Origin of the sequence: Pseudoduganella sp. R-32 (genome assembly GCF_049913245.1) — a bacterium.
In the GTDB taxonomy this organism is placed as follows: Bacteria; Pseudomonadota; Gammaproteobacteria; order Burkholderiales; family Burkholderiaceae_D; genus Rugamonas.
Window position 1 is genome coordinate 5083995 of sequence record NZ_CP183987.1, and the last position, 20069, is coordinate 5104063.

At 63.3% G+C, this 20069-nt stretch carries 21 protein-coding genes; 3 read left to right on the plus strand and 18 right to left on the minus strand.

Translation table 11 applies throughout. The features are described from left to right. Positions 1 to 95: 95 nt before the first annotated feature. Positions 96 to 323 carry a DUF2798 domain-containing protein gene (locus ACN9MU_RS23180; RefSeq protein ID WP_426162925.1) on the plus strand — a complete coding sequence of 76 codons (228 nt, stop codon included), beginning with the start codon at positions 96 to 98 and terminating at the stop codon, positions 321 to 323. 5 nt (positions 324 to 328) lie between these two features. On the opposite strand, the gene ACN9MU_RS23185 is transcribed toward ACN9MU_RS23180, so the two are convergent. The 16 genes from ACN9MU_RS23185 to ACN9MU_RS23260 form a co-directional block, all read right to left on the minus strand. Further along, positions 329 to 1012 carry an RNA pseudouridine synthase gene (locus ACN9MU_RS23185; RefSeq protein ID WP_426162927.1) on the minus strand — a complete coding sequence of 228 codons (684 nt, stop codon included), beginning with the start codon at positions 1010 to 1012 and terminating at the stop codon, positions 329 to 331. Beyond that, complete coding sequence (gene ltaE / locus ACN9MU_RS23190; protein WP_426344900.1) at positions 1012 to 2043, minus strand: low-specificity L-threonine aldolase; 1032 nt, start codon at positions 2041 to 2043, stop codon at positions 1012 to 1014. The genes ACN9MU_RS23185 and ltaE overlap by 1 nt, the downstream gene beginning before the upstream one ends. Before the next feature lie 29 nt (positions 2044 to 2072). After that, positions 2073 to 2981 (minus strand): class I SAM-dependent methyltransferase, encoded by a 909-nt coding sequence (locus tag ACN9MU_RS23195; protein ID WP_426318700.1) that lies wholly within the window; start codon positions 2979 to 2981, stop codon positions 2073 to 2075. Further along, the gene (gene iscX, locus ACN9MU_RS23200; RefSeq protein WP_090444923.1) at positions 2968 to 3162 is read right to left on the minus strand and encodes a Fe-S cluster assembly protein IscX; all 195 of its coding nucleotides are present in this window, start codon (positions 3160 to 3162) and stop codon (positions 2968 to 2970) included. The genes ACN9MU_RS23195 and iscX overlap by 14 nt, the downstream gene beginning before the upstream one ends. Positions 3163 to 3178: 16 nt before the next feature. Further along, a complete protein-coding gene (gene fdx, locus ACN9MU_RS23205) occupies positions 3179 to 3520 on the minus strand; it encodes an ISC system 2Fe-2S type ferredoxin (RefSeq protein ID WP_090444791.1) in 342 nt (113 codons plus the stop codon). Between the two features lie 17 nt (positions 3521 to 3537). Further along, entirely contained in the window at positions 3538 to 5418 is a 1881-nt protein-coding gene (gene hscA, locus ACN9MU_RS23210; protein WP_426318701.1) for a Fe-S protein assembly chaperone HscA, read from the minus strand. 34 nt (positions 5419 to 5452) lie between these two features. Continuing rightward, complete coding sequence (gene hscB, locus ACN9MU_RS23215; protein WP_426172276.1) at positions 5453 to 5971, minus strand: Fe-S protein assembly co-chaperone HscB; 519 nt, start codon at positions 5969 to 5971, stop codon at positions 5453 to 5455. A 4-nt stretch (positions 5972 to 5975) separates the two neighbouring features. Continuing rightward, complete coding sequence (gene iscA / locus ACN9MU_RS23220) at positions 5976 to 6299, minus strand: iron-sulfur cluster assembly protein IscA (protein WP_028104360.1); 324 nt, start codon at positions 6297 to 6299, stop codon at positions 5976 to 5978. An 18-nt stretch (positions 6300 to 6317) separates the two neighbouring features. Further along, positions 6318 to 6701, minus strand: a complete 384-nt coding sequence (gene iscU, locus ACN9MU_RS23225; RefSeq protein ID WP_028104361.1) for a Fe-S cluster assembly scaffold IscU — start codon at positions 6699 to 6701, stop codon at positions 6318 to 6320. A 24-nt stretch (positions 6702 to 6725) separates the two neighbouring features. Then, positions 6726 to 7991, minus strand: coding sequence for an IscS subfamily cysteine desulfurase (locus ACN9MU_RS23230; RefSeq protein ID WP_426162935.1), 1266 nt, complete (start codon positions 7989 to 7991; stop codon positions 6726 to 6728). 19 nt (positions 7992 to 8010) lie between these two features. After that, entirely contained in the window at positions 8011 to 8493 is a 483-nt protein-coding gene (gene iscR / locus ACN9MU_RS23235) for a Fe-S cluster assembly transcriptional regulator IscR (RefSeq protein ID WP_057259448.1), read from the minus strand. 147 nt (positions 8494 to 8640) lie between these two features. Next, a complete protein-coding gene (locus tag ACN9MU_RS23240) occupies positions 8641 to 9402 on the minus strand; it encodes a uracil-DNA glycosylase (protein WP_426343513.1) in 762 nt (253 codons plus the stop codon). Positions 9403 to 9457: 55 nt separating this feature from the next. Then, positions 9458 to 9769, minus strand: a complete 312-nt coding sequence (locus ACN9MU_RS23245; RefSeq protein ID WP_426162939.1) for a c-type cytochrome — start codon at positions 9767 to 9769, stop codon at positions 9458 to 9460. A 10-nt stretch (positions 9770 to 9779) separates the two neighbouring features. Next, positions 9780 to 11003 (minus strand): molybdopterin-dependent oxidoreductase, encoded by a 1224-nt coding sequence (locus ACN9MU_RS23250; protein WP_426343514.1) that lies wholly within the window; start codon positions 11001 to 11003, stop codon positions 9780 to 9782. Positions 11004 to 11049: 46 nt separating this feature from the next. Then, positions 11050 to 12390, minus strand: coding sequence for a hypothetical protein (locus tag ACN9MU_RS23255; RefSeq protein ID WP_426162944.1), 1341 nt, complete (start codon positions 12388 to 12390; stop codon positions 11050 to 11052). A gap of 33 nt (positions 12391 to 12423) precedes the next feature. Then, positions 12424 to 12828 (minus strand): hypothetical protein, encoded by a 405-nt coding sequence (locus ACN9MU_RS23260; protein ID WP_426318704.1) that lies wholly within the window; start codon positions 12826 to 12828, stop codon positions 12424 to 12426. Between the two features lie 129 nt (positions 12829 to 12957). Between ACN9MU_RS23260 and ACN9MU_RS23265 the strand changes: the two genes are divergently transcribed. Then, the gene (locus tag ACN9MU_RS23265) at positions 12958 to 16635 is read left to right on the plus strand and encodes an ATP-binding protein (protein WP_426343515.1); all 3678 of its coding nucleotides are present in this window, start codon (positions 12958 to 12960) and stop codon (positions 16633 to 16635) included. Positions 16636 to 16721: 86 nt separating this feature from the next. After that, complete coding sequence (locus ACN9MU_RS23270) at positions 16722 to 18395, plus strand: diguanylate cyclase (RefSeq protein ID WP_426162950.1); 1674 nt, start codon at positions 16722 to 16724, stop codon at positions 18393 to 18395. Here the strand turns inward: ACN9MU_RS23270 and maiA are convergent, their stop codons facing one another. Continuing rightward, positions 18396 to 19040, minus strand: a complete 645-nt coding sequence (gene maiA, locus ACN9MU_RS23275; protein ID WP_426162952.1) for a maleylacetoacetate isomerase — start codon at positions 19038 to 19040, stop codon at positions 18396 to 18398. Beyond that, complete coding sequence (locus ACN9MU_RS23280) at positions 19037 to 20059, minus strand: fumarylacetoacetate hydrolase family protein (RefSeq protein ID WP_426162954.1); 1023 nt, start codon at positions 20057 to 20059, stop codon at positions 19037 to 19039. Before ACN9MU_RS23280 ends, maiA begins: the two co-directional genes overlap by 4 nt. Positions 20060 to 20069 lie beyond the last annotated feature (10 nt).

Consider the following 20069-nt stretch of genomic DNA (forward strand, 5'->3'; position numbering starts at 1 on the left):
TTCCATTTTTGGAATTAGAGATTGAATTTTCATCGCTAGTGTACGCCAACGAAATTAACTACGCTTGAGTCATTGATAACTTGCTGGAGAAAGCCATGACTGACCTGCGTACCCGGATGATCTTTGCAGCCCTGATGTCGTTCCTGATGAGTGTGATCATGAGCGGCTGGATCACCTGGCTGAACATCGGCTTCCACCCCGAATATACGGCGCGCTGGGGCCACGCCTTCCTCGCCGCCTGGCCGGCCGCCTTCTTCGCCGTAATGACGATCGCACCGATGGTGCAGCGCCTTACCCAGCGCCTCGCCGCGGCCTTACGCTAGATTCTTCAGAAGCGTTCGTAGCCTTGGAGGTAGCGCCATTCGCCGGGCTGGAGGCCGGACATGGAGATGCGCCCGATGCGCTGGCGCTTTACTGCGGTGGCTTTCAGGCCGACGTCGGCGCAAAGCTTGGCGACCAAGGCTGGCTTCGGCGGCTTGACGGCGAAGCGCAGGCGGCGTTCGTTTTGCCAGCTCACCTTGCCTGCGCCCTGGTTCAGGAGCGTGAGGCCGTTGTCGGCAATCTCGCCTTCGACATCGACGATCAACTCCTGTTCGACCGTGGCGCCTTCATCCACCAGCTTGCGCGCGACGCGGAAGTCTTGCGTGAACACGAACAGGCCGCTGGCTTGCTTGTCCAGCGCGAGGCAGGCGGTCAGGTTGCGCAGGTGGCGCTTGAGGAAGCGAACGCGCTGGGCGTCCTTGCTGCGCGCTTCCGGCAGCAGGCATGCCAGCGCGTCGGCGCCGGCCGGCTTGTTCAACAGGATCGTTACCGGCGCGATGTCGAGCAGGGTTGCGTCGGCGGACAACACGACTTGCTGGCCGGGCGCGACGCGCGCACCGGGTTCTTCGACGATCTCGCCGTCTACCGTGACGTAGGCGCCTTCGATGTAATTCTCTGCTTCGCGGCGCGAGCATGGAACCATGTCCGCCACGCGCTTGGCGAGGCGGATGGTGTTGTCTTCGTTGTTCATTATTGCTTGAAGTAGTGGGCGAATACGGCGGCGACGTGTTCGAGGTCGGCGCGCGTTACGTCCAGGTGGGTCACGAGGCGCAGTGTCGGCGCCATCGAGACGCGGATGCGTTCTGCTGCCAGCGCTGCATTCAACCCTTCGCAGGCTTCGCGTGGCATGGTGACGAACAGGATGTTCGTTTGCGGCACGCTCACTTGCAGCACGCCGATCTTTGCCAGTTCGGCGGCGAGCCAGCTTGCGTTGGCGTGGTCCTCGGCCAGGCGCTGGACGTTGTTCTGCAGGGCGTACAGGCCTGCGGCAACAATCACGCCAGCCTGGCGCATGCCGCCGCCCAGCATCTTGCGCCAGCGCTTGCCCTGCTCGATTAATTCACGGCTGCCGCACAGGACGGAGCCGACCGGGGCGCCAAGGCCTTTGCTCAGGCAGACGGAGACGCTGTCGAAGCCTTTTACCGCGTCCTTCAGCGAGATGCCTTGCTTGACGGCGGCATTGCAGATGCGGGCACCGTCGAGATGCGTGGCCAGGCCGCGTGCGTGCGCGAGGCCGGTGGCTTGCGCGACGTATTGCTGCGGCAGGACCTTGCCGCCGATGGTGTTTTCCAGCGCCAGCAGCTTGGTGCGGGCGAAGTGGAAATCGTTCGGCTTGATGGCGGCTTCGATGTCTTGCAGCGCGATGCTGCCGTCCGCTTGGTTGATGATCGGCTGCGGCTGGATACTGCCGAGGACCGCGGCGCCACCACCTTCGTACTTGTAAGTGTGGGCGTCCTGGCCGACCAGGTATTCGTCTCCCCTGCCGCAATGGGCCAGCAGTGCAATCAGGTTGGTTTGCGTGCCGGATGGCGCGAACAGCGCAGCTTCGTAGCCGAAGAGTTCCGCTGCGTAGGCCTGCAGCGCATTGACCGTGGGGTCGTCGCCGTACACGTCGTCGCCGACCTGGGCGGTGAACATGGCTTCGCGCATTTCGGCGCTGGGATGCGTGACAGTGTCGCTGCGCAGGTCGATCCAGCGTTCGCCGTCTGCGGCGAGCGACATTGCGCCTGCGCCGGCCGGATAGCCGGTGCTCACGGCGCCACCTCGGCGTCAGTTGGCGTTGCGACAGGCGCGCCGGTGTAGAAGCGTTCGCCCATTTCGTCGAGGCCGATGGTGGACAAGACTTCCTTCAGGCGCTCGGCAGGCTTGCGGCGCGGGAGGTTCTTGTATGTGGCAACGATCAATTCGTTCTTCATCGAATGCTCCCAGCCTACGAGTTCGGTGACGGTGACCTGGTAGCCGTGCGACTCAAGCTGCAGGCAGCGCAACACGTTGGTGATCTGGCTGCCGAATTCACGGGTGTGAATCGGGTGGCGCCACAACTCAGTGAGCACATTCTTGCCCAGCGAAGAGCCCTTGTTCTTGCGCAGCACGGAGGCGACTTCGGCCTGGCAGCATGGCACCAGCACGATGTGTTTAGCCCTTTTCTTCAGCGCGAAATCGATGGCGTCGTCGGTGGCGGTATTGCAGGCGTGCAGCGCGGTGACGATGTCGATCTGCTCCGGCAGCTTGTCGGAGGTGGTCGATTCGGCCACCGACAGCGGCAGGAAACTCATGCCGGGGAAATCGAACTTGCGCGCCAGCTCTTCGGAACGCGCCACCAGTTCTTCGCGGGTTTCGATGCCATAAATGTGCGAATCGTCGCCCAGCGCCTTGAAGAACAAGTCGTAGATGATGAAGCCGAGGTAGGACTTCCCTGCCCCGTGGTCGACCAGCGATACCGAGCCCTTCGCCGTGCGTACGTCGTTCAGCAGCGGTTCAATGAACTGGTAGAGGTGGTAGACCTGTTTGAGCTTGCGGCGGCTGTCCTGGTTCAGCTTGCCGTCGCGGGTGAGGATGTGCAGCTCCTGCAGCAGCGCGACCGACTGGCCGGGCTTGACTTCAGGGATGTCTGTGACGGTAGCGGGCAGCGGCGTGCCCGGGGCCTTACTGCGCTTCATCGATCCACGCCTGCTGGATCGCTTCCAGCACTTTTTCGCCGCCGCGCTTGTGGTCGTCGTCGAAGCCATCCAGGTCGACGATCCAGTTGTGCAGGTCGACAAAGCGCACCGTCGTCGGGTCGACGTCCGGGAACTTGTCGTACAGGGCTTCGGCAATCGCCGTGACATCACTCCATTTCAGCATGGTGCACCTCGGCTCAGTGGCCGCCTTCGCTGGCGTGGTTGATCGTGTACTTCGGAATTTCGATGACCAGGTCTTCGTCCGCCACGATGGACTGGCAGGACAGGCGCGAGCAGGCTTCCAGGCCCCAGGCCTTGTCCAGCAGGTCTTCTTCGGTGTCGGTCGCTTCGTTCAGGGAGTTGAAGCCTTCACGCACCAGCACGTGGCAAGTGGTGCAGGCGCAGGACTTCTCGCAGGCGTGTTCGATGTGGATGTCGTTCTCCAGCAGGACGTCGCAAACGGACTTCCCTGCTTCGGTTTCGATCACGGCGCCTTCGGGGCACAGCTTGGCATGCGGCAGGATGACGATTTGTGGCACTTCTATTCCTCAGTCAATTAAACAACCTGGTCCAGCGTCTTGCCGGCCAGTGCGCTGCGCACGCTGCGGTCCATGCGGCGCGATGCGAATTCTTCGGTGCCCTGGGCCAGGGCTTCGTAGGCGGCTTTCACCGCGTAGTGGTCGGCTTCGCCGCTGCCGGATTTCACCAGCATGTCCATGGTGGTGGCCATCAGGGCGTTGATGGCGGCGCGCTCGTCGTCGTTCAGCAGGTTGCCGTCTTCGTCCAGCGCGGACTGGGTCGCCAGCATGATGCGCTCGGCTTCGACCTGCTCTTCGCGCAGGGCGCGGGCTTTCATGTCGGCTTCCGCTTCGGTGTGCGATTCGGACAGCATGCGCGCGACGTCGTCGTCGCCCAGGCCATAGGAAGGCTTGACGGTGATTGATGCTTCCACGTTGGAGCGCAGTTCGCGTGCGGAGACGGACAGCAGGCCGTCGGCGTCCACCTGGTAAGTGATGCGGATACGCGCCGCACCGGCCGCCATCGGCGGAATGCCGCGCAGTTCGAAGCGCGCCAGCGAGCGGCAATCGCTCACCAGTTCGCGCTCGCCTTGCAGCACGTGCACCGCCAGCGCGGTCTGGCCATCCTTGAAGGTGGTGAACTCCTGCGCGCGGGCGCATGGAATGGTGGAGTTGCGCGGGATAATCTTCTCGACCAGGCCGCCCATCGTTTCGATACCCAGCGACAGCGGGATCACGTCCAGCAGCAGCCAGTCGTCGCCTGCGGCGCGGTTACCAGCCAGCAGGTTGGCCTGGATGGCGGCGCCCAGCGCCACGACCTTGTCCGGATCGATATTGGCGTGCGGGATAGTGTGGAAGTATTCGCCTACCGCGCGCTGCACGTGCGGCATGCGGGTCGCGCCGCCGACCATGACCACGCCGTCGATATCGTCGGCGTCGATGTTGGCGTCGCGCAGGGCCTTCTTCACCGCGTTCATGGTCTTGGCGACCAGGTGCTTGGTGATGTCGGCGAAAATTTCAGGGGTGACGCGCTGGTGGACTTCTTCGCCCGAGCGCAGCACGGCGTCGATGGTGACTTCCGGCTTGGTCGACAGCAGCTCTTTCGCCTCGCGCGCCTTGACCATCAGGGTCGCGGTGTCTTCGTCGGACAGCGGCGCCAGTTTTTCCTGCTCGTGAACCCAGCAGAACAGGCGGTGGTCGAAGTCGTCGCCGCCCAGCGCGGAGTCGCCGCCTGTGGCCAGCACTTCAAACACGCCTTTCGACAGCTTGAGGATCGAGATATCGAAGGTGCCGCCGCCCAGGTCGTACACGGCGAAGATGCCTTCGGAGCCGTTATCAAGTCCGTAGGCGATGGCCGCGGCAGTCGGTTCGGACAGCAGGCGCAATACGTTGATGCCGGCCAGTTGCGCGGCATCCTTGGTGGCCTGGCGCTGCGCTTCATCGAAGTAGGCAGGCACGGTGATCACGGCGCCGACCAGGTCGTCGCCCAGCGAATCTTCCGCGCGCTGGCGCAGGGTGGCCAGGATCTGGGCCGACACTTCAACCGGCGATTTCACGCCGGCGACAGTCTTCAGCTGCACCATGCCCGGGGCATCGACGAAATCGTATGGCAGGTTCTCGGCGTAGGCGATGTCCTTCAGGCCGCGCCCCATGAAGCGCTTGACCGACACGATGGTGTTTTTCGGGTCGGTGGTCTGGTGCGCCTGGGCTTTGTATCCGATATTGGCATGGCCGTTTGGAAGGTAACGCACCACGGAAGGCAGCAGCGGGTGGCCGTCTTCGTCGTTCAGCACTTCAGGAATGCTGCTGCGGACGGTCGCTACCAGCGAATTGGTGGTGCCGAGGTCGATGCCCACCGCCAGGCGATGCTGGTGCGGGGCGGTCGACATGCCCGGTTCGGAAATCTGCAAAAGAGCCATGGTGAAACCTGTATTGTTCTGAGTTTTTACTCTTTTACGCCGCCTCGATGGCGTCGTAAGCGAAGCGCACTTCTTCGCCAAATTTTTCGATGAACATCAGCGCGCGCACACCTTGCGCGACTGCGTGATAGTCACCGCTATTGCAATGCTGTTCGATCTCCGCCAACTGCGCCTTGCGCGCGGCACGCAACTGACCATCCAGCTTGTCGAGCAAATCGCCATCCTTGCCGGCGCGGGCTTCGGACAGCTCTTCGCGCCACTCCATCTGCTGCATCAGGAATTCCATCGGCATGGCCGTGTTGGATTCCATCTTCAGATCGACGCCATTCAGCTCGCACAGGTACTGCGCGCGCTTCTGCGGATTCTTCAGGGTCTGGTAGGCCTCATTGGAGCGGGTCGACCATTGCATGGCGACGCGCTTTTCGGCATCGGTGGCGTTGACGAATTTGTCCGGGTGGACGCGGCTCTGGACTTCGCGGTAGGCGGCGTCCAGGGCGCTCGTATCGACGGCGAACTGCTGGGGAAGCTGGAAGAGTTCGAAGTGGTTCTGCACGATATTAAATGCGGAAGCTTTCGCCGCAGCCGCATGCATCCTTCTCGTTCGGGTTGTTGAACTTGAAGCCTTCGTTCAGGCCTTCGCGCGCGAAGTCCAGCTCAGTGCCGTCGATGTACGGCAGGCTTTTCGGATCAACGAAGACCTTCACGCCATGCGACTCGAAGACCGAATCTTCCGGCGTCACTTCGTCCACGTATTCCAGCTTGTAGGCCAGACCGGAGCAGCCGGTCGTGCGTACGCCAAAGCGCAGGCCAATGCCCTTGCCGCGACGCTCGATGTAGCGGTTGATATGCTTGGCTGCTTTTTCGGTCAGGGTGATTGCCATACTTCCTCCGCGCGCTGATTAGGCGCCGTGTTTTGCCTTGTAGTCGTTCACAGCTGCCTTGATGGCGTCTTCCGCCAGGATGGAGCAGTGGATCTTCACTGGCGGCAGTGCCAGTTCTTCCGCGATCTGGGTGTTCTTGATGGCCAGCGCCTCATCCAGCGACTTGCCCTTCACCCATTCAGTCACCAGCGAGCTGGAGGCGATTGCCGAGCCGCAGCCGTAGGTCTTGAATTTCGCGTCTTCGATCTTGCCGTCTGCACCAACCTTGATCTGCAGCTTCATCACGTCGCCGCAAGCTGGTGCGCCGACCATGCCGGTACCGACGGTTTCGTCGCCCTTTTCAAAGGAACCGACGTTGCGCGGGTTTTCGTAGTGGTCGAGAACTTTTTCCGAGTATGCCATTTTGATGCTCCTGTAATCGTTGAATTAGTGCGCTGCCCACTGGATGGTGCTCAGGTCGATACCGTCCTTGTACATTTCCCACAGTGGCGACAGTTCGCGCAGCTTGCCCACTTTGCCTTTCAGCAGTTCGACGGCGAAGTCGACGTCTTTTTCAGTGGTGAAGCGGCCGATGGTGAAACGGATCGAGCTGTGCGCCAGCTCGTCGCTGCGGCCCAGGGCGCGCAGTACGTAGGATGGCTCCAGCGAAGCCGAGGTGCAGGCGGAACCGGACGACACGGCCAGGTCTTTCACGGCCATGATCAGGGACTCGCCTTCCACAAAGTTAAAGCTCACGTTCAGGTTGTGCGGCACGCGGTGGTCCATGTCGCCGTTGACGTAGGTTTCTTCGATTTCCTGCAGGCCCTCGGCCAGGCGGTCGCGCAGTGCGCGGATACGCTCGATCTCGGAGTCCATTTCCACTTTCGCCAGGCGGAAGGCTTCGCCCATCGCCACGATCTGATGGGTCGGCAGGGTGCCGGAGCGCAGGCCGCGCTCATGGCCGCCGCCGTGCATCTGTGCTTCGATACGCACGCGCGGCTTGCGGCAGACGTACAGGGCGCCCACGCCTTTCGGGCCATAGGTCTTGTGCGCGGTGAAGGTCATCAGGTCGACTTTCAGGTCTTGCAGGTCGATCGCCACTTTGCCGGTCGCTTGCGCGGCGTCGCAGTGGAAGATGATGCCTTTCTTGCGGCAGAAGGCGGCGATTTCCTTGATCGGCTGGATCACGCCGATTTCGTTGTTGACCATCATGACCGAGATCAGGATGGTGTCCGGACGCACGGCCGCTTCCAGCTGCTCGATGGTGATCAGGCCGTTGTCCTGGGTGTCCAGGTAGGTGGCGTCGAAGCCCTGGCGCTCCAGTTCACGCACGGTGTCCAGCACGGATTTGTGCTCGGTTTTCACGGTGATGATGTGCTTGCCCTTGGACTTGTAGAAGTTGGCCGCGCCTTTCAGGGCGAGGTTGTTCGATTCGGTGGCGCCGGAGGTCCAGATGATTTCGCGCGGGTCAGCGTTGACCAGGGCGGCCACGTGGCCGCGCGCTTCTTCCACCGCTGCTTCCGCGGTCCAGCCGTACATGTGGCTGCGGGAGGCCGGATTGCCGAATTGTTCGCGCAGGTAAGGGATCATCTTGTCCGCAACGCGTGGATCGATCGGCGTGGTGGCCGAGTAGTCCATGTAGATCGGGAAGTGCGGTGCGGTCTTGAATTCTACCGGTGCTACCTGGGCGACGTTCTTTTCGGGGGCGTTCATCTAAATTACTCCAATTCGGTTAACCGAGGGCTGCTTGGTTGCTGTTGCGGTGCACATGGACTGGCTGCTCTGCCGCGGCTTTGGCTTTTTGCTGGTCCACCAGGTCCTGCAGCGACACGGAATCCAGGTAGTCGACCATCTTTTCGTTCAGGGTGGCCCACAGTTCGTGGGTCATGCAGCGGGCGCCGTTCGCATGGTCGGCGCCGTGGCAATTCTCCTTGCCGCCGCACTGGGTTGCATCGAGCGGTTCGTCAACAGCAATAATGATGTCGGCGACGGTCACCTTGTCTGCCTTGCGGGCCAGGCTGTAGCCGCCGCCAGGGCCGCGGATCGATTCCACGATTTCGTGGCGGCGCAGCTTGCCGAACAATTGTTCGAGATAAGACAGGGAAATCGACTGGCGCTGGCTGATTCCGGAAAGCGTCACCGGACCCTTGCCCTGGCGCATAGCCAGGTCAATCATCGCAGTCACTGCAAAACGGCCTTTGGTAGTCAGACGCATCACAACCTCGGTTCAACTCAGTTAAAATATCGTTCTGTTCTCGCAAATCATAACCTGATTACTTGAACGATTTAGTCAAGTATAACAGACTTGCGCAGACCTTGCCGGACGCGCCTTTCGCTGTCCGAGGGGCAATACGCGCCCTTCTTACCTCTTCAGCAATCCCATCGGGCCGAACAGCGCCTGCATTTTCTTATTAGCAATAAACGACAGGTTGTAAGGGTGTTCCGCCACGATCTGCGGCAAGGCCTGCACGCTGGGCAGCTTGTTGAGCTGTTCGGCGATCTTTCCCCAAAGAATTAATTTTGGCTGCTGGATGGCCAGCGCCTGCATGACGGTCTCGAAGAATGGCAGCCAGGCCTTGGCATCTTTCACTGGAGCAACATGCGGGCGGAACACCAGCGAGGCGTTCAGCAGCAGGAAGCCGTGGCCGTGCAGGCGCTCCTGCATCTCGGCCAGGGTCTGGATCGCGGCGCCGGACTTGGCACGGGTTGAACAAGCGGCGAGGGCTTCGCCGGCGATATTGCTTTCCTCGAGCTGGCCATCGGCGACCAGCAGCATTTTCATGAAGTTGCGCAGCGAAGTGGCTTTATTGACGGGCTTGGACAGGCCGCCGCCCTCTTCTTCCGACCACAGGCCTTTGACAGCGCCGTCCATGAAACAGACGCCGGTAGCGCTTTCTGCACGCGGATAAGGCCCCTCGCCCACCAGTACGTAGCGCACCTGCTCCAGCGGCTGCTGGAAGGCGGCAAACAGGCGCAGTTCGGTCGGCAGGTAGCTGTCATCCGCCAGTTCCGGCAGGTAGGCCGGGTTGGCCGCTGCAATCGCCTGCAGGCCGCGCTCCAGGATCGGACGCCACGAAGGGTGGGCACGGTCGAGCGCTTGCAGGATGGGGCTGGGAATCGTCATGGCGGCTGTCGGTGATGGGCAAAGGCGAGATTGTATCGCCGCCAGCCATTGCGGTCTACGGCTTGGGCTTCTCCGCACCGTAGACTTTGGCGAGGTAATCCACCATGGCGGGGACGTCGTCGTCCGAGAACTGGGCGCCGAACGGTTTCTTCATTTTCTTCACCGTAGCCTCCCAGTAGCTGCGCGGCGACGTTGGCGGCTGCATCTGCGCGTACTGCGCCGAGTGGCATAGCAGGCAGTTGGCCAGCACGAGCTGGTAGCCCGGCAATGTGCTCTGTTTGTAGGCCGCCGTCTCGTCGGGCAGCTTGATCTCGGCAGCGCTGGCGGCGCCGGCGGACAGCAGGAGCATGATGGCAAAGGTCTTCATCGGTTCCTCCTCAAGCCGCGATGACGCGGGTGGTTTCCACCACGTTGCGCATATAGCCGGCCGCGTTCCACAGTGCGGTCGAAGGCTGGCTCTGGCCGATTCGGTTCACGGCGCGCACCATCAGTGTGTGCTCGCCCTTGCCCGGCTTGAACGAAGCGCTCCACTCGCGGAAGGAATACTTGCCCATATCCTTCCCGAGCGTCGCGGCCTGCCAGCTCTTGCCGCCGTCGGCAGAGAAGGCGACTTCGGTGATGCCGTAGCCGCCGTCGAAGGCGATGCCTTTCACAACCACCTGCTTGCCTGCTTTGAGCCGCGCACCGTCCTGGTGGCTGGTAATGAAAGACCGCACATTGAAGCGGTTGATCGGCACCGTTTTGGCCGGCGTCGTGCCCGGCGTTACGCAAGCGCAGGCGTTATCTGCAATGCGGTAGGCGCTGGCGACCCAGAAGCCGTTGAAGGGCTTGTCCAGCACCGTGATGTCCGACAGGTGCTTGATCCAGTAAGTGCCGTAATAGCCCGGCACTACCAGGCGCAGTGGATAGCCGTTCAGCATCGGCAAGTCTTCGCCATTCATTTGCCAGGCCAGCATCACTTCCTCCTCAAGCGCGTGGTCGATATTGAGCGACTTGACGAAATCGGGGCCGTCGCCGGCGGGCGGCGTATCGAGGCCATTGAACGCCACCTGCACTGCGCCGGCCTTGATACCCACGCGCTCCAGCACTTTTTTCAGCGGCACGCCAGTCCAGCGCGCATTGCCCATGGCGCCGTTGGAAAGCTGGCCGCCGTTGGCGCGCGGGGCAAAGTGGCCACGGCTATTGCCCGAGCATTGATTGACCGCGACAAACTCGATTGGGTCGGCGAGCTGGCGCAGTTCCGCCAGCGACAGTTCCAGCGGCATGTTGACGTGGCCGCCGATCTTCAGGCGGTAGCTCTGCGGGTCGATCGAGGTCGGAATGGCGCTCCAGTGATAGCGCACGAAGAAGGCATCGTTCGGCGTCAGCACACCTTCGCCGAACACGCTGAAGGGTGTTTCGAGCTGCGGCGGGCGGCTGGTCAGCACGATCATCGGGCGCTTCTGCGGAAACGCCACCACATCCCTTTCGCCATTTTCAAACGGCAGCGTCACGCTGCGCGAATCGGCCAGCGCCGACAGCGCCGGGCTGCCCAAAGCGGTCGCCACGCCCGCCATGCCTGCCTGTTTCAGGAATTCACGTCTTGGAATGCTGCTTTTCATGCCTGCCTCCCGGTGGGTGATTCACTCGAGATGCAAATTTATCATGCTATTCCGCTGGGGAATCGGAATTCTTCAGCCTGACGTTGGCGGCGCGCAGCTTGCGGTACAGGAAGGCCACCGCGAGCAAGGCCGCCGCGGCCAGTGCTGCGGCCACCGACCAGGCCAGCCGCAGCTTCGACTGGTTGCGCAAATCCTTGGTGTTTTCATCCTTCTGGCGCAAGAGTTCTTCGTCTTCGCGTTCTCTTTTCTGGAGTTGGGTCTGGACCGTGTTGGCGTCCTGCGCCTTGCGCCCCGCGCGCGCGTAGACCTGCAGCGCAAGCTCCTTCAGACCGACATAGTCCAGCGCCCGCGCATATTCCGATAGCGCGTCGGCATCCATCATCTCGATGTTGACCGCCTCGATGGCATCCCTGCCGGCGTCAAGCTGGCCCAGGTAAATCAGGGCGATCCCTTCGTTGAACTGCGAAATCTCCGCCATTTCGCTGTTGCCGGTAGCCAGGGCAGCCTTCTTGGATTCCTGGCTGAGCGACAACGCCTCCTTGTAGTCCTGGCTTTTCAAGCTCATGTCCGCTAGTGTGACTTGCAGCTCGGGCACATCTTCATCCATATGGTGTTTCTGCAGCCAAGCCACCACATCGTTCAGGGCTTCGCGGGCGCGTGCAACCTGGCCAGCGCTTTCAGCGATCTCCCACTCGGCATAGCGGGCCCGGATCATCGGTCCGTCGAGCGGGATCAGCGCAGCCTTGGCTTTCAAGACGTCGATCGACTTCAGTGCTTCCTGGCTGCCGCCGGCCAGTCCGTTCAACGCATAGGCCCTGGCGCGCAGCGCCATGAATTGAGCGATGGGCTGCCCCGACTTGTCAGCCAGCGCCACGGCATTGTCGATGTACTCCAGTCCCTTGCGCCCATTCCCGCGGCGGATTTCATCCTGGCCAACAGTAAGGATTACTTTGGCCTGGAGCGCAAAATCGCTGGTCTGTTCGGCCAGCTGGCGCGCCAGTTCCAGGTTCTTGCTCGCGGCCTCCCGGTCTTCCAGCGCGGAGAAAAGATAGGAACGGTCGAGCAAGCTGTTGGCGATGATCGATTCGTCATCCAGTTGATGGCCGATGCGCTCTTCCTCCGCGACCGCCTTCAGCGAGGTGGCGCGGTCCGAAGTCCGGGTAACTTTGCTGAGCACGGAATAATAAGTCGCCTGGTCACGCTGCGGCCACTGCCCGACTTGCGGTTTCAGTTTCTGCAATTCGGCCAGGGTGCTATTGGTGGCGAGGTAGGAAAACTCCCGCAACTGCCCCAGGCGAGCTGTCACATCCTGTCCCCAGGCCAGCGGCTGGGCCAAAGTAGCGGCGAGGAAGGACATGCGAAGCACGCGCGGAATATTGCAAAACATACAGCTTTCGATTTGATAGGGAGTAAATATATTTTACTGCCCGGCAAACAAATCGTGTGCATTCAGGATTGCAAAAGCGATTTCCGGGTGTCGATCAAGGCATTTGCGTATCGCCGCAGGTACAGTTTGCCGCGTTTTTCGACACAGGCCGGGCTGGTCGCCCAGCTCGATCTGGAAGCCGCGCACAGTGCGCACTTCGTTCGGGCCGGGCGCGATGCGGACCGAGACGCCAAGCTGCTCTTCCAGGCGCTGGCCAATGCGCATCAGTTCCGCATACGTGGAGATCGCCTCGATGCGTTCGAGCAGGCGCTTCTCTTCCTCCTTGGTCAGGCGCAGGACGCGCAAGTCGGCCTGCGGGTCCTCGAGCAGTGACTCGCGCTGGCAGTCGCAGGCGCCCGGCGGGCACTCCTTACGGATGGGAAAAGGCGGCATCGTCATCGCCCCAGTATCCGTTGCTTGCATCGTGCTGTCAAACGCGGCCGGAGCCTTGTCTGTATAGGACACTTGTGTGCGCCGTTCAAGTTCCGTACAGTGCAGAATTGCTAAAAATTACAGCTAGAGAAACGTGTGACTATCAATCCGGAAAGCTTGCAGTTTCTTGCTTCCCCAGGTGCGCTCGGCCAGCAGATCGCAGCCTTCGACTGGTCTTCCACGCCGCTTGGACCGCTCGATGCCTGGCCGCAGAGCTTGCGCACGACCGTCAACCTGATGCTGAATTCGAGCCATCCGATCTGGATCGGCTGGGGTCCGGATGCCACTTTTCTCTACAACGATGCCTACATCGACGTGCTGGGTGCGGCCAAGCACCCATGGGCGCTGGGCCGGCCGGCGCAGCAGGTCTGGGCCGAAATCTGGCACTACTGCGGCCCGCTGGTCGACAAGGTATTCCAGCGCGCCGAATCGAGCTACGTCGACGCGGTGCAGCTTTTCATGAACCGCGGCGACTGGGTGGAGGAAGTCTGGTACTCCTTTTCCTACAGCCCGATCTTCAATGAAGCCGGCGCAGTCGGCGGCCTGTTCTGCCCTTCCACCGACACGACAGGCACGCGCCTCAATGCGCGCCGCCTGGCCGCGCTGTCGACGCTGTCGGCCAGCGCCTTGCGCGAGCAGGACGTGGCCAGCGCCTGCGCCACCGCCATGCACACGATCGCCGAGAATCGGGAAGATATGCCTTTTGCGCTGTTGTTCAAGCGCACCGGCGACAGCATACGCCTGCAGCAAACGGCGCACGTTGCGGAGGAAGCCTGCGACCTGGCGCTGTGGCCAGTGGAGCAAGTCCTGGCCAGCGGCGAAGCGGCAACAATTGCAACGGATGGCATGCCCGGCCTGCCTTCAGGCCTTGCAGGCCAGGCGGTGCGCTTGGCGCTGGCCTTGCCCATCACGGATGGGGTGCTCGTCCTGGGCACCAGCCCCGCCCGCCAGCTCGATGCGGAATACCGCACCTTCTGCGACCTGGTGGCGGGCCAGCTATCGGCTGCCGTGCAGAATGCCAGCGCCGCTGCCGAGCAGCGCCAGCGCGCCGAAGCGCTGGCTGAACTGGACCGCGCCAAGACCGCCTTCTTCAGCAACGTGAGCCACGAATTCCGCACGCCGCTGACGCTGATGCTGGGCCCCATCGAAGAAGCGCTGGGCGACAGCGCCAGCCGCCTGCCGGCTGTGCACCACGAACGCCTGCGGCTTGCGCAGCGCAACGCCCTGCGCCTGCAAAAGCTGGTCAATACCCTGCTTGACTTCTCGCGCGTGCAGGCCGGCCGCATGCACGCCACATATGCCAGGGTTGACCTGGCCGGCCTCACCCGCGACCTGGCCAGCGGCTTCCGCTCGGTGGTCGAAAGCGCGGGCCTGTACCTGGCAGTCGACTGCGAGGAAGTCGATACCGGCGCCTGGGTCGATGTCGCGCTGTTCGAGAAGATCGTGCTGAACCTGCTGTCCAACGCCTTCAAGTTCACCTTCGACGGCGGCATCACGGTCAGGCTGCGGCAACAAGGCCAGTCAGCCGTGCTGTCGGTGACCGATACCGGCGTCGGCATTTCGCCCGACCAGCAGCAGCGCATTTTCGAACGCTTCCGCCGCGTGGAAGGCTCGCGCTCGCGCACGCACGAAGGTTCCGGCATTGGCCTGGCGCTGGTGCGCGACCTGGTGGAGTTGCTGCACGGACGCATCGACCTGGAAAGCAGGCCGGGTGTCGGCAGCACATTCTCCATCACGCTGCCGCTTGGCCACAGCCACTTGCGCGAGGACCAGTTGACCAATGTCGCCGACGCCGACACCAGCGAAGTGCGTGAAGCCTTCCTGCTGGAAGCGCAGCGCTGGCTGCCGCAAGAAGACGACGAGGAACCATTCCTCGACCTGGCCGACGACGAGAGCCTGCTGACGCTTGGCGCACACGTGCTGGTGGTGGACGACAACGCCGACATGCGCGCCTACCTGGCGCGCCTGCTGCGCCAACGCTGGCACGTCAGCACAGCCGCCAACGGGCGCGAAGCGCTCGACGCCATGGCGGCCGGCATGCCGGAGCTGGTGGTGTCGGACGTGATGATGCCCGAGCTGGACGGCTTTGGCCTGATCGCGGCCATGCGCGCCGACCATGCGCTGCACGACGTGCCGGTGCTGCTGCTGTCGGCCCGCGCCGGCGAGGAAGCGCGCATTGAAGGCGTCAATGCCGGCGCCGACGACTACCTGGTCAAGCCCTTCTCCGCCCGCGAACTGCTGACGCGGGTCGACTCGCAGCTGATGCGGGCCCGCATCCGCCAGGCCGAACGCGCCCATATGGTACGCATGGCCAACACCTTCCAGCAGGCGCCGGCCGCCATCGCCATCGTGCGCGGCCCCGACCTGGACTTTGAACTGGCCAACGATCGTTTCGTGGAACTGAGCTGGCAGCGCGAGCTGATCGGCTTGCCGATGCGGCGCGCGTTCCCGGAACTGGAGGGCCAGGGCATGGTGGAGGAAATGGAACTGGCGCTCACCAGCGGCCAGCCGGTGACCGGCAAGGCGCGCCGCGTCATGCTGAAGCGCGACGGCGGCCTGCAGGAATGCTATTTCGACTATGTGCACCAGCCGGTGCGCAATGCGCGCGGCGAAGTGGACCGCGTCGCCATCGTCGCTTTCGAAGTGACCGAACTGGTGCGTGCGCGGCGCGATGCCGAACTGGCCAACCGCACCAAGGATGATTTCCTGGCGATGGTGGGGCACGAGCTGCGCAACCCGCTGTCGCCGATCCTGATCGCGCTGGAACTGATGCGCCTCAAGGGCCTGGGCGGCCTGGCGCGCGAGCATGCAGCCATCGAACGCCAGGCCCACCACCTGGTGCGGCTGGTGGACGACCTGCTTGATGTGGCGCGCATCGCGCAAGGCAAGATTGCGCTGCGGCCCGAGCGCGTCGAACTATCCAGGCTGCTGGCGCAAGCGCTCGAGACGGTCAGCGGCCTGCTGGAAGAACGCCAGCAAAGCCTGGAACTGGACGTGCCGCCGCACGGCCTGGCGGTCGATGCCGACCCGATGCGTTTTGTGCAGGTGCTGGTCAACCTGCTCACCAATGCAGCCAAGTATTCCAACCTGGGCGGCCATATCCGGCTGCAGGCTGGCGCCGTCAAGGGACGCGCCGTAATCAAGGTGCGCGATACGGGCATCGGCATCGGCCCGGAAATGCTGCCGCACCTGTTCGACAAATTCGTGCAGGCGCCGCAATCGCTGGACCGTTCGCGCGGCGGCCTGGGGCTGGGCCTGGCGATTGCCCGCAGCCTGGTGCAACTGCACGGCGGCGAGATCGAGGCGCATAGCGCCGGACTTGGCGCCGGCAGCGAGTTCACCATCCGCATGCCGCTGGCGGGCGACCTGGCCAGCGCGCCCCTTGCCAGCGCAGCGCCAGGCGGCCTGGCCGCCGCCGCGCCGCGCCGCGTGCTGCTGGTGGACGACAACCAGGACGTGCTGCAAGGCTTGCGCGCCCTGCTGGAAGTCGGCGGTCACGAGGTGCAGGCCGTCGCCGATCCTGCCAGCGCACTACGTGCCAGCGCCAGCTTCGTGCCCGACCTGGCCATCCTCGACATCGGCCTGCCCGGCATGGATGGTTATGAGCTGGCCACCGAACTGCGGCGCCGTCCCGGTTATGGCAACACGCGGCTGGTGGCCCTGACCGGCTACGGCCAGCCGGCCGACCAGGCACGCGCCCATGCGGCCGGCTTTGCGGCCCATCTTGTCAAGCCGATTACGCCCGCCCAGCTGTACGCCCTGCTGGTCGATTAAATGCGCCGGGAGCGTTGCAAAACTGCCACGATAGTTGCCTTTAGGGAAATTAAGTTGCACGCGACCGTGCTACACTCATTTCCCCTATGCGCCCCCACTTTTCCCGCCGTGCTGTCCAGTGCCTGGCCGCCGCCTTGTGGCTGGCCTGCGCCTGCAGCCATGCCCTGGCGGACGAACGGCGCGTACTGGTGCTGTACTCTCTGGGCGCCGATTCTTCCTCGGGCTGGCAAAGGCTGGTGCACAAGGGCCTGTACGACGAACTTGAACGCAGCAGCCAGGGCGCGACGCCGGCCATCTTCGAAGAGCGCTTCGACGCCAACCGGGTCGGCGAGGACAAGTCGCAAGAGGGCATGGCGCCCTACCTCGCCACCAAGTACGCCGACGTCAAGTTCGATGCCATCGTGACCGAGAACTTCGTCGCGGCGCGCTTCCTGTCCAGCCATCCGGAACTGTTTGCCGGCGTGCCGCGCCACTATGTCAATCACGGGCGCGAGCAGTGGCAGCCGCGCGATGGCATGGCTTACGAGGTGAGCTCCGATTTCGAGCGCGCGATCGGCGTGATTCCGCTGGTGGCGCCGAACGTGCAGCATATCGCCATCGTCGGCGACAAGACTACGCGCGGCCAGCTGTGGCTGGAGCGCATCCGCAGCGTGATGCCGCGTTTCCCGTCCATCCGCTTCGAGGTGTGGGACGATGGCAGCGTGCAGGAATTGCGGCAGCGCGCCGCGCGGCTCGATCGCAGCAGCGCCATCTTCATGCTGGCATCGCTGCGCGGCGAAGGCAATGCACGGCTCCAGCCGCGCGAGCTGGCGCTGCAGATTGCAGCAGCCACCAGGGCGCCGCTGTTCACCCACTCCGAATCGCTGGTGATGCCGGGCGTGGTGGGCGGCTATGTGGTCAGCGGCGAGGCAGTGGGCCGCATGATGGCGCGCCTGCTGCTGGGCCAGCCGGCCATGACCAGCCAGGTGCAGGGCTATTATTTCGACTATCCAACGGCGCGCCAGGCCGGCTTGCGCAACCTGCCGCAGGATGCGGTGATCCTGAATCGTCCGCACAATGTGTGGGAGCTGTACCGCTGGCAGATCGTCACGGCGGGCGCGCTGATCGTGTTCGAGGGCCTGCTGATCACAGCGCTGGTGTTGTCGCTGCGCTCAAGGCGCCGCGCAATGTCTGAGCTGGCATCGGAACGCAGCAGCCTGGAGGACCGCATTTTGCAGCGCACGCTGGAACTGCTGCAGGCCAACCGCAAGCTGGAACAGCTGGCCACCACCGACCCGCTGACCGGCATCGCCAACCGGCGCAAGATGACGGAGCAGATTGCGCAGGAGCTGGAACGCGCGCGGCGCTTCCACCACCCGCTGTCGCTGCTGATGATCGATATCGACCACTTCAAGCGCATCAACGATACCTACGGCCACGAGGTGGGTGACCAGGCGATCATCCAGACTGCGACGTTGCTGACGGCGAGCCTGCGCGCGGTGGACATGGTGGCGCGCTTCGGCGGAGAGGAGTTTGTGCTGCTGATGCCCGAAACCCATATCGCGGTGGCCGTGCATGCGGCGGAGCGCTTGCGCGAACGCGCGGCGGAGCTGCGCGTGCGGATAGAGCCGGGCGTCGAGGTCGAGCTGACGATCAGCATCGGCGTGGCGGCAGCCGACCCGCATGGCACGCCGGACACGCCCTCCTCCCTGCTGGTGCGCTCCGACAAGGCGCTGTACCGGGCAAAGAAGGAAGGACGCAACCGCGTCGTGCAGTTCTGATTACTCTGCGTCAGGCTGCGAGGAAGGATGCGCCGCCTTAAACGCCGGCAAATCGGCACAATTGGCAGCAATGCGCGCCACGTTCGGATAGGGCGTCAGGTCGATATTGAAGCGCTGCGCGTTGTACACCTGCGGCACCAGGCAGCAATCGGCAATGGTCGGCGTGTCGCCATAGCAGAAGCGGCCGGCGTCGCCGTCGCGCTCCAGGTGTGCTTCGAGCGCCTGCATGCCCTCGCCCATCCAGTGGTAGTACCAATCCATCTTCTGCTCTTCGCTCAGGCCCATCGGACCCTTGATGTGCTTGAGCACGCGCAGGTTCATCAGCGGGTGCGTATCGCAAGCGACCGTCTGTGCCAGGGCGCGCACGCGGGCGCGGCCCACTGCATCCTGCGGCAGCAGCGGCACCATCGGATGCACCTCTTCCAGGTACTCCATGATGGCCAGCGACTGCGTCAGCACGATGCCGTTGTCCTCCAGCGCCGGCACCAGCCCCGCGGGATTGACCTTGCGATAGGCCGGCGCCAGTTGCTCGCCGCCGTCGCGCAGCAGGTGCACCGGCACCGCTTCATACGCCAGCCCTTTCAGGTTCAGCGCAATGCGGACGCGGTAAGCGGCCGAGCTGCGGAAGTAAGTATAGAGCTTCATTGACGTTCCCCGTAATTGCGCACGGTCTGGTCGATGGCGCCGAAGATGGTCTTGCCTTGCGCATCATGCATCTCGATGCGCACGGTGTCGCCGAATTGCAGGAAACCGGTTGCCGGCTTGCCGCCTTCGATGGTTTCGTACATGCGCACTTCGGCCAGGCAGCAGTAGCCCACGCCGCCGTTGGCAATGCTGGAGCCATGCAGGCTGCCCTGCTTGTTCGACACGGTGCCGGATCCGATGATGGTGCCGGCGCACAGCTCGCGCGTCTTGGCGGCATGCGCCACAAGCTGGGCGAAGTTGAAGGTCATGTCTTCACCGGCATTCGGCTTGCCGAATGGCTGGCGGTTGATCTGCACCAGCAGCGGCAGGTGCAGCTTGTTGTCCTGCCAGGCCTTGCCCAGTTCTTCGGGCGTGACGGCCACCGGCGAGAACGCACTGGCTGGCTTGGAGTTGAAGAAGCCGAAGCCCTTTGCCAGTTCGTTCGGGATCAGGTTGCGCAGCGAGACGTCGTTGACCAGCATGACCAGGCGGATGGCCTGGGCCGCTTCTTCATCGCTGGCGCCCATCTTCACGTCGCCGGTGATGACGGCCACTTCCGCTTCCAAGTCGATGCCCCAGGCTTCGTCGAGCGCGTACACCGGGTCGCGCGGGCCGACGAAGCTGTCCGAGCCGCCCTGGTACATCAACGGGTCGGTGTAGAACGATGCCGGCACTTCCGCGTTGCGGGCCTTGCGCACCAGTTCCACGTGGTTGATGTAGGCAGAACCGTCGGCCCACTGGTAGGCGCGCGGCAGCGGCGAGTGGCACATGCTTTCGTCGAAAGGCTTGGCGCCCGATGCGCTGCCCTGGTTCAGCAGGGCGTAGATCTGTTTGAGCTGCGGCGCGGCGACGTCCCAGTTGTCCAGCGCATCCTGCATGGTGGCGGCGATGTTCGGTACCGGCTGGCAGGATTTCAGGTCGCGGCTAACAACGACCAGGCGGCCGTCGCGGCTGCCGTCTTTCAGGGAAGCGAGTTTCATGTATTTCCTT

Bases quoted from the DNA above. Each gene is read 5' to 3' on its own strand.
- ltaE (WP_426344900.1), bottom strand. From the start codon at position 2,043: ATGTCGCTCGCCGCAGACGGCGAACGCTGGATCGACCTGCGCAGCGAC.
- ACN9MU_RS23230 (WP_426162935.1), bottom strand. From the start codon at position 7,991: ATGAACGCCCCCGAAAAGAACGTCGCCCAGGTAGCACCGGTAGAATTC.
- maiA (WP_426162952.1), bottom strand. From the start codon at position 19,040: ATGAAGCTCTATACTTACTTCCGCAGCTCGGCCGCTTACCGCGTCCGC.
- ACN9MU_RS23180 (WP_426162925.1), top strand. From the start codon at position 96: ATGACTGACCTGCGTACCCGGATGATCTTTGCAGCCCTGATGTCGTTC.
- ACN9MU_RS23280 (WP_426162954.1), bottom strand. From the start codon at position 20,059: ATGAAACTCGCTTCCCTGAAAGACGGCAGCCGCGACGGCCGCCTGGTC.
- iscA (WP_028104360.1), bottom strand. From the start codon at position 6,299: ATGGCAATCACCCTGACCGAAAAAGCAGCCAAGCATATCAACCGCTAC.
- hscA (WP_426318701.1), bottom strand. From the start codon at position 5,418: ATGGCTCTTTTGCAGATTTCCGAACCGGGCATGTCGACCGCCCCGCAC.
- ACN9MU_RS23240 (WP_426343513.1), bottom strand. From the start codon at position 9,402: ATGACGATTCCCAGCCCCATCCTGCAAGCGCTCGACCGTGCCCACCCT.
- ACN9MU_RS23270 (WP_426162950.1), top strand. From the start codon at position 16,722: ATGCGCCCCCACTTTTCCCGCCGTGCTGTCCAGTGCCTGGCCGCCGCC.
- ACN9MU_RS23195 (WP_426318700.1), bottom strand. From the start codon at position 2,981: ATGAAGCGCAGTAAGGCCCCGGGCACGCCGCTGCCCGCTACCGTCACA.
- iscR (WP_057259448.1), bottom strand. From the start codon at position 8,493: ATGCGTCTGACTACCAAAGGCCGTTTTGCAGTGACTGCGATGATTGAC.
- ACN9MU_RS23185 (WP_426162927.1), bottom strand. From the start codon at position 1,012: ATGAACAACGAAGACAACACCATCCGCCTCGCCAAGCGCGTGGCGGAC.
- ACN9MU_RS23250 (WP_426343514.1), bottom strand. From the start codon at position 11,003: ATGAAAAGCAGCATTCCAAGACGTGAATTCCTGAAACAGGCAGGCATG.
- ACN9MU_RS23255 (WP_426162944.1), bottom strand. From the start codon at position 12,390: ATGTTTTGCAATATTCCGCGCGTGCTTCGCATGTCCTTCCTCGCCGCT.
- iscU (WP_028104361.1), bottom strand. From the start codon at position 6,701: ATGGCATACTCGGAAAAAGTTCTCGACCACTACGAAAACCCGCGCAAC.
- ACN9MU_RS23245 (WP_426162939.1), bottom strand. From the start codon at position 9,769: ATGAAGACCTTTGCCATCATGCTCCTGCTGTCCGCCGGCGCCGCCAGC.
- ACN9MU_RS23260 (WP_426318704.1), bottom strand. From the start codon at position 12,828: ATGACGATGCCGCCTTTTCCCATCCGTAAGGAGTGCCCGCCGGGCGCC.